The organism is Actinomadura latina NBRC 106108 (genome assembly GCF_001552195.1).
Classification (GTDB): domain Bacteria; phylum Actinomycetota; class Actinomycetes; order Streptosporangiales; family Streptosporangiaceae; genus Spirillospora; species Spirillospora latina.
On record NZ_BCQS01000053.1, the window covers coordinates 1 to 10,616 of the forward strand.

At 67.0% G+C, this 10,616-nt stretch carries 10 protein-coding genes and 1 pseudogene; 6 read left to right on the forward strand and 5 right to left on the reverse strand.

What is annotated here, in order from left to right:
* The 4 genes from AL2_RS35540 to AL2_RS35550 all read left to right on the forward strand — a co-directional run.
* Positions 1 to 1,415: hypothetical protein (locus AL2_RS35540; protein ID WP_067641668.1), on the forward strand; the 1,415-nt coding region annotated here is incomplete at its 5' end.
* A 180-nt stretch (positions 1,416 to 1,595) separates the two neighbouring features.
* Positions 1,596 to 1,943 (forward strand): hypothetical protein, encoded by a 348-nt coding sequence (locus tag AL2_RS37915; protein WP_157438578.1) that lies wholly within the window; start codon positions 1,596 to 1,598, stop codon positions 1,941 to 1,943.
* 281 nt (positions 1,944 to 2,224) lie between these two features.
* The gene (locus tag AL2_RS37920) at positions 2,225 to 2,545 is read left to right on the forward strand and encodes a hypothetical protein (RefSeq protein ID WP_157438579.1); all 321 of its coding nucleotides are present in this window, start codon (positions 2,225 to 2,227) and stop codon (positions 2,543 to 2,545) included.
* 614 nt (positions 2,546 to 3,159) lie between these two features.
* On the forward strand, positions 3,160 to 4,560 hold the full coding sequence (locus tag AL2_RS35550; protein WP_083947254.1) for an IS701 family transposase: 1,401 nt from the start codon (positions 3,160 to 3,162) through the stop codon (positions 4,558 to 4,560).
* 66 nt (positions 4,561 to 4,626) lie between these two features.
* On the opposite strand, the gene AL2_RS40210 is transcribed toward AL2_RS35550, so the two are convergent.
* Both AL2_RS40210 and AL2_RS40295 read right to left on the reverse strand, forming a co-directional pair.
* Complete coding sequence (locus AL2_RS40210) at positions 4,627 to 4,947, reverse strand: tyrosine-type recombinase/integrase (RefSeq protein ID WP_369688519.1); 321 nt, start codon at positions 4,945 to 4,947, stop codon at positions 4,627 to 4,629.
* 765 nt (positions 4,948 to 5,712) lie between these two features.
* Positions 5,713 to 5,904, reverse strand: a pseudogene (locus AL2_RS40295) (transposase); the annotation flags it as partial.
* A 470-nt stretch (positions 5,905 to 6,374) separates the two neighbouring features.
* Here AL2_RS40295 and AL2_RS35570 point away from each other — a divergent pair.
* Positions 6,375 to 7,649 carry a barstar family protein gene (locus tag AL2_RS35570; protein ID WP_210748777.1) on the forward strand — a complete coding sequence of 425 codons (1,275 nt, stop codon included), beginning with the start codon at positions 6,375 to 6,377 and terminating at the stop codon, positions 7,647 to 7,649.
* A gap of 212 nt (positions 7,650 to 7,861) precedes the next feature.
* Here the strand turns inward: AL2_RS35570 and AL2_RS35575 are convergent, their stop codons facing one another.
* Positions 7,862 to 8,632: a YxiH-YxzG fusion protein gene (locus tag AL2_RS35575; protein ID WP_067641678.1), complete on the reverse strand. Its 771-nt coding sequence runs from the start codon at positions 8,630 to 8,632 to the stop codon at positions 7,862 to 7,864.
* Between the two features lie 75 nt (positions 8,633 to 8,707).
* Between AL2_RS35575 and AL2_RS35580 the strand changes: the two genes are divergently transcribed.
* Positions 8,708 to 9,559: a lytic polysaccharide monooxygenase auxiliary activity family 9 protein gene (locus tag AL2_RS35580; RefSeq protein WP_067641683.1), complete on the forward strand. Its 852-nt coding sequence runs from the start codon at positions 8,708 to 8,710 to the stop codon at positions 9,557 to 9,559.
* Between the two features lie 515 nt (positions 9,560 to 10,074).
* Here AL2_RS35580 and AL2_RS39655 read toward each other — a convergent pair.
* Both AL2_RS39655 and AL2_RS39980 read right to left on the reverse strand, forming a co-directional pair.
* Positions 10,075 to 10,470: a carbamoyltransferase N-terminal domain-containing protein gene (locus AL2_RS39655; protein ID WP_369688520.1), complete on the reverse strand. Its 396-nt coding sequence runs from the start codon at positions 10,468 to 10,470 to the stop codon at positions 10,075 to 10,077.
* On the reverse strand, positions 10,467 to 10,598 hold the full coding sequence (locus AL2_RS39980) for a hypothetical protein (protein ID WP_305790683.1): 132 nt from the start codon (positions 10,596 to 10,598) through the stop codon (positions 10,467 to 10,469). Before AL2_RS39980 ends, AL2_RS39655 begins: the two co-directional genes overlap by 4 nt.
* Positions 10,599 to 10,616: the final 18 nt, after the last annotated feature.

Sequence of the window (10,616 nt, forward strand, 5' to 3'; positions counted from 1 at the left end):
CCTATGTCGAAGGGCTCGTCGCCCAGTATCCCAGCGTGGTCGACTACTACCTGCACGGCGGCAGAGACCGCATCCAGGATGCATACCAGGCGCTCGCCGCAATGTTCGCTCTGCCGGGCGGCGGCCCTGGCGGTGGTGTGGACCACCAACTGAATGCCGCGCAGTTGGTGGAGCGTATTCAAGGGGCGCTGCCGGTACTGGACGGCGACCCGCACTACCGCTACGAGTTGAGGTTCGGTGAGGATCAATTCCCGCCGGTACCTTCGCGTCCGAACCTGGTGATGTCCTGGATCGCCGGCGACAAGCGCACTGGCCGCTGGGCCGCAGTCGATGTCATCGCTCGGTGCGCGGCCGCTGTGCAGGAGCGTCCGATCACCATCAGCGGCAGTTTCACAGTCGCGCCCGGCAGCGGCTTTGGGGAGACCTTGCGCGACTTCTTCGGGTACGGCACCCCGTTCACCAGCCCGCAGGGCGCCTATCAAGGGCAGGTCACCGCGCCCGGAGGCGTGGGCGGTCCAGTCAAGAACGCGACAGTCACCATCGCGCCGGTCGCCGGTGGTGACCTGGGGGAGGATTCCGGACTGCACCTGGAGGTGATCGACGCGGGCGGAAACACGGTCGCGGAGGTGGATCTGGACCGGATCGATCGGAGCCAAGGAAGCGACGGCGCAAGGGTTGTGCTGCGGGAGGAGCACGGCACCTTTATCTTCGAGGATCGTTACAACCTGTCCGGGGGCAGCGGAACTCGCTCGGTGCGCCTGGGCGACTTCACAGGCCAGCCGGTCGACCCAGTGCTGGGGGCTCTGCGTTTCCTGCAAGCGTGCCGCCCCGGTAATACCGGCCGGGTCAGCAGGCGTAACACCCCACCCGAGCTGGGCTTGTCCGACCCGAACCTGGGTTTCAGCTGGCCAGTGCAGTGGCAGCAGGAGCTCGCCGGCCTCGTCGAGTTGCTCGACGCGCTCTCGGTCATCCAGCGCCACACCAGCCGCCGGATTGTGGTGCCCGATCTGAATTCGCTCACTCCAGACCAGGCCAACAACTGGCGCCTGGCCGCAAAGATCTTGCAAGGGAAGGAGGTCACCCTCACCTACCCGTCGGAGCAGTGCCTGATCCTCGATCTGAACGCCGACCTGGACGCCGAGATTGTCCTTGGGCAGACGCTGCTGCTGGCCGTGCCGCTTATCGTTGCTGTCGCGGGTCACGAGCTTGACCTGGGTCCTGTGGAAATGCGGCTGAGTAGCTCGACGCTAGTGGCACGCGGCTCGCACCCCCAGCAACCGGGACGAACCCGCTACGTCTTCACTACTCCCGATCGCCGCTTCCAACTCCGCCGCCCCGGGGATCAACAGGCCACGCAGCAGTCGGCCGAACCAGGCGAGCACAGCGATCCTCGGGGCCAATCCCAGCCGAACTGATCGAGTAAACAGAACTCATAGCGGCAGATGAGTGCGTTAGAGATGCGGGTCGCTAGTGGTCGTCCGTGCTGTGATCAGACTTCGTGGTCGCGGGGTGGAAACGCGAAGACGGTCAGTCCGAAGACAGTCAGTCCTGGGTTCGGGCGACAGGGGAGCCGGTTCGCCGAGGACGATTCGCGCGTGCCATCCACCGATTGCGAGCCCGTCGGCAGCGTGACCGGAGAGCCGGTCGGTGGCTGCGTCGCCGAGCAGGCCAGCGTGCTCAAGGATGACGAACAATGCGTCTGCGGCGCAGGTCACCGTACCGGTGGCTTCGTCGGCGCTCGTCTCCGGATTGAGTTCGCGGTAGAGGCGGCGCGCAGCCGTGAGGAGACGGCCGGCGTCGGTCACCGTGAAATCGTGCCGGAGCCGCAAGGACAGGACCATCCCCTCGGCGAGCGGAACGTCCCCGATCGTGCTGTCATCGCTCGGCATGCCGACACGGTATCGAGCACGCCGACGCCGCCGGAGCCGAAGGACGGATCGTGATTCCTACTGGTGCACTGGAACGAGGTTGGCCCATGGGGCCGCCTCACAGCGCGATCTGCGGCACAAGAGGACGTTTGGAGCTCGGAACAGTCCGCATGCACGGACGTTGGGCGCAGGTCCGCTGTCGGCCAGGAATCCCGATACCGTGATGCACGACTTCTGCGGTGCTCCGATACGGCTGAGTACACAATTGAGTACGAGCGCCCTGTCGGCTTGGCTCAAGTACTCAGGCGCCGAAGCGTCACACGGAGGACTATGAAGGGATGGAGAGGGAGACACCCGTGGACTCAAGGGCGCGCGAATATGATAACTCGACGAAACCTGACCTGATCATCTTCGTGCACGGCACGTTTTCGAGTAGTGATGAGGATGCTGGTTCTCGATGGTGGCAGCGCGGAAGTGAAAACTGGAACTGGATGCAAGCGCATCTCCCGTCTGGTACAGCACTACTTGGAGAGTCCTTTCAGCTGTTCCGGTGGGACGGGCGAAACAGTCAGGCCAGCCGGCTGAGCGCTGCAAACAAGCTGCTGGCCCTCTTGTTGGAGCTCGAGAAACAGGGCCGGAACTACCACCTTGTTGGTCATAGCCATGGGGATCGGTGATCTGGGAAGCGCTCGTCAGTGCAGAGGTCACGCGCAGTCAGAAAAACGTCGCCCCCGAACTCCGCCGGGCGCTAAATTGCGAAGAGATCCGATTGAGTGATGAACCGCTCATCCCTTTGCGTGACGACGAGTATTTGCCGGTGTGGGTAAAATACAAGACCAGGTATATTCCGAGAGAGTCGGAGTATCTTGCGATTCGTTCGGAGCTCGAACTCAACGGTCTGCGAAGCTGGAGCACAGTCGGCACCCCCTTCATGCGATTTTTCCCAGCTCGTAGACCACTTGTCACAGGTTGGCGAAGCGGTGGCTTGTCCCTGTGCCCACCGACCGGTCGCCGTCAGCTGGCGACTCTGCTCCTTGACTGTCTGCTGATCACGACTGCTTGTGCGCCGTTCACCTATTTGGCGTTTGCAATATTCGCATCCATGGTGGGAGTGGAGTGGCCGCGATCCATGTTGCGCAAGGATATACCAGATATTCTCTCGTGCTCATTTACGGCAGCTGTAGATCGTGACATTGGGGATGTCGCTGCTGGTCGGCGGGTCGACTGGGGATGATCACGATCGGGTGGAGTGCCGGACACGTGAGGACGGCCGCCCGAATCGTTGTTTTGTGTGACGAAAACTCAGATCCCGACGGCCGTCGGGGGCACGATAGCGCATGCCGATGATGAGCGGCGGGCCGGTTTCCTGGACGCGGTGATGGCCCGCATCGAGGGATGTTTCCGCAGGTGCGAGCCGCGGCGGCTGGTCCGTGACTTCGTGCTGGGCCTGCTGATGGAGCTGGATGACCACAACTGCTGGACGCTGGGCGAAGCGCTGGGGCACACCGGCCCGCACCGGCTGCAGCACCTGCTATCGAGGGCGAAATGGGATGAGCGGCAGGTCCTGGACCAGACCGCCCTGTGGGCCGCCGGGCACCTGACCGGCCCGGACGGCTGCGGGGACGTCGGCGGGGACGCGGTGTTCATCGTGGACGAGACCGGCGACGCCAAGTCCTCCACTGATTGCGTCGGGGCGGCCCGCCAGTACTCGGGGAGCCTGGGCGGGGTCGCGTTGTGCCAGGTCACGGTGAACCTCACCCTCGCCACCCCGCGAGGCCACACGATCATCGACCGCCGCCTGTACCTGCCCCGCGACTGGGCGGCCGACGAGGAACGCCGCGAACTGGCCGGCGTCCCCGAACAGGTCGAGTTCGCGACCAAGCCGCAACTGGCCGCCGCCATGCTCACCCACGCCTGCGACCGGCGGATCGGGGCCGCCTTCGTGGCCGGGGACGAGGTGTACGGCGGCCGTGACCTGCGCCGCACCGTCCGCGGCCTGGGCATGGGCTATGTGATGGCCGTCAAACACGACCACACCGTCACCCTCGGCCCGCACACCACCACCGCCCGCAAAGCCGTCCGGCTGATCGGCGACGGCGGATGGCAGCGCATGCGCACCGGCACCGGGACCAAAGGCGTCCGCTCCTACGACTGGGCCATGCTCGCCATCACCCCCGACGACACCCCCGACCGCGGCCAGGCCGGCGACCGGTCCGGCGACCAGGCCGGATGCGCGGTCCTGCTGGTGCGCCGGCACCGCTACACCCGCAAACTGTCCTACTACCGCTGCTTCAGCACCCGGCCCGTCCCGCTCGCCCGCCTGGTCGCCGTCGCCACCGTGCGCTGGAAGATCGAAGAGGACCACCAGCTCGCCAAACAGGCCTGCGGCCTGGACAAAGGCCAGACCACCTGCTGGAGGTCCTGGCACCGCTGGACCTGCCTGGCCCTGCTCGCCTACACCTACCTCGCCGTCACCACCGCCACCGAACACCACCCAGACGACGCCGACGACCCAGAATTGATCCCCATCACCGTGCCCGAACTGCTCCGCCTCATCCGAGGAACCGTCGTGCCCCCACCCGTCCGCGACCCCGCACACCGGCACGCATGGTCACTATGGCGCCGCCGCCACCAACAACGAGCCCGAACCTGCCACCACGCCTGGCACACCTACGCCGAAACCACCCCATAATCACAGCAGGCCAGGACCTGAATTACAGCTGCCGTATCAGCGCCCCAAAGGTGGCTCACCGGACGACTACCCTGCGTGTTCGGTTCGGCTTCTGCGCCGTCCGTCAGCGAGATCACGTTCGGCGGCACCGAAGGTCGCCTGCTCGTCTGTCGCGTCGTCGACGGACATGCGCGGGACGACCGCCGCGACGGCCTCTGCGGCGGCCCTCGACACCTCCGGCAGAACCGAGGTGTAGGTGTCGGCGGTGAACGAGTGGCGTGAGTGCCCCAGCGTCTCGCTGATCACCTTCATGTCGACCTTGCCGAGCAGCGCCAGCGTGGCCGCCCCATGGCGCAGGTCGTGGAAGCGGATCGGCGGCAGCGGGACGCCTTGGATCGCCCCTCGCACGGCCCTTTCGCTGACGCGGTGCTGCCGCGCGATCTGGTCCGGCGGCCAGCCCTCCTCGATATGCCGCCGACGGACGCGCGCCCGTGCATTTCGATGAGGTCGTCGAACCGTGTGGATATCCACTGGGGACGGAGGGGTCTGCCGTCCGCCCGGGTGAACGCGCGGCCCGGGTCGACCCAGATGTCGGCTCCGGCGGCGAGGCGCTCCTTTTGCTGGTGCTCGCGCCATGACCGCAGCACCGAGATGGTCGTCGCGTCCAGGGCGACGGTTCGCTCGCCGGCCTCCGACTTGGTGTCGTCGTCCTCGTCGGCGAGCGTTTCTCTGTTAGTGATCGTCCCAGCCTCCGTCAGATCGGTGTCCTGCCAGGACAGCCCCGCGACTTCAGCTCGTCGCAGGCCGCGGAACGCGACCAGGTGGAAGAGGGCGTACAGGCGCTCGTCGACCGCCACTTGGAACTATCAAGGCGATGGTCGCAGTGTGCTTGTGCGGGTCGATACCGGCGACGGCATGCGTCGGCTTCACCAATCACTCCCTGGAGTCCGCGGCTACGGTGGTCAACGCGGACCCCGCGATGCCGGCAGATCTGGGTTGAGTCGGTGCAGGCTCTCTTCAAGCCAGGTGGCGGGGGTCCGCGCTCACGCGGCCAGCCCGACACTTCGAATCCGAGACAACCTCGCGGTCCATCGCGTTCAGAGTCAGGGCTAACCGGTTGGAGCGCCGGTCAAGGGAGCAACTCCTTGATCGGCCCGGCAAGTACAACACCCAGATCGCGTTGGTGGTGTAGACGACCTTGCGGATCTCGGCCAGGAACGCCAGGAACGGCGTGAACGTCGGCCAGGCGTCCCGCCACAGCCGGATGATCGCCGGATAGCGGTCGCCCCACTCGGCCTCGAACTCGGCGAACCGCTGCTGGGCCGCGGCCTCGGTCGGGGCGGTGTAAATCTGCCGCAGGTCGCGCATCTCGGCTTCCAGGGCGGCCTGCAGTACCGTCTTGTTGATCCCGGCCAGCAGCCCGTCCGGCCCGACCAGCGACACCCCTCGGCCTTGGCCTTCTCGATCAACTCGGCCGCCAGCTGCACATCCAGCCCACCGACGATCTCGTCCTTGCCCTTGGTCACGCGTGATCCTTCCCGGCCAGGGCAACGGCCCCAGCCTTCCGGATCACCACCCCACCCAAACGATCTTTAGGACAGTCCCGGACGGCTCAGAGCGGACGATCAGGAATGTGCCTTGAGAAGGAGTCGGCTGCTGAAGGAGGTGGTTGATCGGGTGGTGCGGGACGTGGCCTCGATCGCGGTACGCGTCTGACCGGGCCAAACGACCGCTCATGCTGACCGGATGCGTTGGGGTTGGGTGCCGTGGCCAAGGTGCACGAATGCACCCTTCCGTCGTGGCGTCATCAGTCGGTAGATCGGTAGAGTCGCCGAGTGACGACGGGCGCCGGTTCCGAGACTGGGCGTCCGCCGGAGCAGCGGCGGTGGACGTGGGATCATCCGGTCGGCCCCCGCTGGCTGCTCCTTGGTGACGTCGGCTTCGAGAGCTCGTACGAGGACGACATCCCGCTGGCGCTGTGCGCGGAAATCGAAGGACTGTTGGTTGACCTGCCGCCCCGACCGCGGGAGCCGTTCACCCTCGTCGGCTGCATCCCGGACGGCGCGCTGGCCGATCTGCTCGACCGGCTGCCGGCCGAGGCACTCGGCACCGAACGAGCCTGGGTCGGTGACATCTCGATAACCGCGCATCCACGGCCGCCGGGCACTTCGCCGTCCTGGTGGGGCGAGGACCTTGCCGATATCGTCGTCCTCGCACAACGACCAAACCTGGCGATGCCCGGAACAGTGGACATCGATCTAGACGGGTTCGTCCACATCTACGATCGCACGGACGCTGTGGCACGTCCCGACGACGTCACCGAATTCGTCCTCCTAGGCCGGGACGAGACACGCTACGGCACATGCAGGGACATCACCGGCGTGTTCCGCGAGCAGGCCGCGCCGCCCGTGCCGCAAATCCGGCTCCTCGGCTGCCGACCAGAAGCCCCTCTGCTGACCGCGCTCGACGCGCTCAGACAGTCAAGCAAGGCGAGCTTACGTCGCCGCCGGATCCGCGCCGAGGTATACCTGGTCGCCGCCGATGGTTCCGTCGGCCAGGTGATCGGCGCCCTGGCGTCCGGAACGGTCGAGGCAGGCGAGCCGTCCCGGTACGGCACCGGACTCCTCGACGTGAGCGTCGACAGCGACCCGCAGGAGCCGCTGCCGACCGGTGTTCTCGGCATCCTGGAGCACTGGTATGCCGGACGGCCCGCCGAAAGGAATCTGTGGGCCGACTATGACCGGGAGCTGCGCCACCACTGGTCCGGGGTGGCGCTCGGTCACCGGTCGAGTACGCCTGACCGATCGGTCGACACCACCTACGACCTCGACGGCCGGTTCGTCACCGACATCGAAGGGTTCTACTGCGCAATCGGCGAGGCGATCAACGGCCCAGGGGGATATTTCGGCTGGAACCTCGGCGCCCTTGACGACTGTCTCCGTGGGGGGTTCGGCGCGCGAGCACCCTTTCGGCTGATATGGCACGACTCGGCCGTCGCCCGCGAGCACCTCGTCGCAGGCTACGACCGGCATCGGCTGGGCCCGGCGATCACCCTGGACTACCTGCTGGGCATGCTCGCGGAACACCATGTCGAGATCGACTTGCGCTGAGTCGCTAGCCGACCCCACCTGCGGCTCCGTGTCTGCGCGAAGAGCCAAAACACTTTAAACAACACCTTGTCCCAGATCCGGACCCTGAGAGCGGTTGTGAACCACATGTTGGTTCAGGGTCAGTCGGTCCCCGACGCTCTCGAGTTCGTGCTCACGGAAATGTCGCTGGTCGTGCGGGCTGGTGATCGCACTGCCGACTCCCGCCGGCGGCGTCATGGTCCGGCTGGGATGTCGCCGAGGTTGAGCCGATGCCAATCCGTGGAAGTGAGAATGTGCAGGTCGGGGCCGCGTCCGATGACGCACGCGTCGCTGGGGAGTTCCTGGCCGTCCGGTAGTACGACCTGGAATTCTCCTGTGCTTCGCATCCGGCTGTCGGTCAATTGGCTTGCGACCAGGCGGTCGCGGTCGGCGCCGTACCCGCCGTACAGGGCGATGCGTGAACCGTCGGTGATGAGCGCTTTCGCAGCGGTGCCGTCGCCGTCCCAGCCGGTGAGTTCTCCATCATGGACGCGGACGATGGGGAAGCCCGTGTAGTAGCACGTCCAGACAGTGTGCGCGTCGACGTTGAGCGCGTAGCAGTCGTCGATCACGCCCCACGGCTCGTCCGCGTGGTAGGGGAACCGCCAGTCGATTTGCAGATTCGGGGAGAAGCGTGTGAGACCGCAGGAGCCGATCGGTTCCCGGCCGCCAGGCCCGCCCCAGTCGTAGTTGCCGAAGACGCCTTCGTCGAAGTAGCCCACCCAGATGTGGCCGGTGCGGGTGGCGAAGACGTGCTCGATGCCGTTCCCGAGCGTTTCGGCGGCCAGAGCTGCTCCATCGGCGGAGTAGATGATCGCGTCGCGATCCGGACCGTCCTGGCGCCATCGAGCCCTGGCACCGACGGCCAGAACCCGTCCGTCCTGCAGCAGCTGGACGGATGGATGCGCGAGCGGGAAGTCGTGGATCGTGATCGCATTGGTCAGCGTCGGCGAGTGCAGCGCCATCAGCTCGGCGGAGGGTGAACGTGTTCGGGATGGGGGTGCGTATTGGGAGTGTCGGTTATGTGAGGGGGCTTGTTCGTGGGTTGTCGTGTGGCGGGCGTCGCGGGCGTCCTCGGGGTGCTGCTCGGGGCGGTCGTGCCGGTCGTTCCCGCCAGGGCGCACGGGGCGCTGGACGATCCGGCGAGCCGTGCGACCGGTTGCGAGCCCGGGCGCGGCCCCGCCCGGGCGAGCGCCGCCTGCCGGGCCGCTGCGAAGGTCAGCGGGAGCGCACTCGCCGAATGGGACGAGCTGCGCGTCCCGAACGTGCGCGGCCGCGACCGGCAGATGATCCCGGACGGCCGGCTGTGCAGCGCCGGCATCGAGCGGTTCCGCGGGCTGGACCTGCCGCGCGCGGACTGGCCCGCGTCCCGGCTGACCTCCGCGGCACGCCACACCTTCCGCTACCGGGTTTCGATCCCGCACCGGGGCGGGTTCCGGCTGTACGTCACGCGCGACGGCTACCGCCCCACCCGCCCGCTGACCTGGTCGGCGCTGGAGGCCAAGCCGTTCCTCACAGTGCAGGACCCGCCGCGGCGGGACGGCGCCTACGTCTTCGCCGGACGGCTCCCGCGCGGCAAGACCGGACGCCATGTGATCTACACGATCTGGCAGACCTCGGACACGCCCGACACCTACTACTCCTGCTCGGACGTCACCTTCACCGCCGGCCGCGAGCGCCCTACGGCTCCGACACCCAGCGCCGGAAACATACCGGCCACGCCGACACCGGACGTCTCCGCCAGCCCGGTGGCCGGTACGTCCCCGGCGGAGCCCAGCCGGAACACCGAGCTGCTCGTCGCGTTGGGCGGCGGTGCCGGGCTCCTGCTGATGCTGACGGTCGGCGGTGCGGTCGCGGTGATACGCCGGATGCGCGTCCGCCGGGAATTCTGAGCCCCGCGCGTCAGCATTTGCCGCGCATGTTCTTGCCCCAGATGGCTTCGACGAGACTCTGGCCACCGGCACGGTCGACCGGCTTGATTGTGACCGTCAAGAGCAGGAACGTTTGTTCCTGAATAGAGGCGACGCTGACGGCTGCATCAAGGTAGGTATGTCGATGAGATTCAGCAACGCCCTGAGGCTTTCGTCCTCCTGGTGCAGCCGTCGATGTGGCCGCCCTAGCACGTGGGTGCGTCGGCCGGGTTATGTCGCCTCGACGGCCCGTCCCGGAGCGGCTCCTCCACGGCATTCGCGACGCTCCGGCCCAGTCGAAGGCGGGTGGACGGCCGCCGTGGCTGCCCTTGGGTTGCCGGTGGCCCGCCTGGTCGGCCGGCACTGGGATCGTGGCTGCGATACCGCGTCGGCGCAGGTGGGCGCGGATCGCCCGGGACGAGTATGCCTTGTCGCCCCGGGCTCGGTCCGGTCGGGTCCGGGGGCGACCGCGCCCTGGCCGGGCAGTCTTGCGGCGATCAACCGTCCGGGGTTGTCGCCGAGTATCTGGAAGCTCGCCGTGCAGTCGCCGATCGCGGCTCCCGCGTCGTCGATTCCGCGATGACGGTTTCGCCGATGTAACCGGAAACCGTGACGCGGCCGAGGCGGCCGCGGATGCGCCCAACCTGCGCGTTCAACCGGTCCGTCCGGAAGGCGGGATCGTAGCCGATGGCGACGGTGTCGATATCGTCGACGGAAATACCGGCCGCGGCCAGGTGGAACTCGATCGCGGCGGCGGGAAACGCACCGGGCGCTCCCTTGACCTGACTGAACCGCTCCTCCTCGGCGGTGAACATGAGCCTGCCGTCGCGGAAGATCGCCGCAGCCGGATCGTGGTAGTTGTCACCCGGCTCGCTCCTCTCGTTGCGGATCAGTCCCCGAGCAGGGCCGCCGCCCGGCGCAGTACCTCCTGCTCGCCGATCACCATGGCGATCGCGTGCAGGTCTGGGCTCCGGGTCGATCCGGTGAGGGCGACCCGGATGATCTGCGACGCCTCTCTGATCCCCCCGGCGAAGGACTC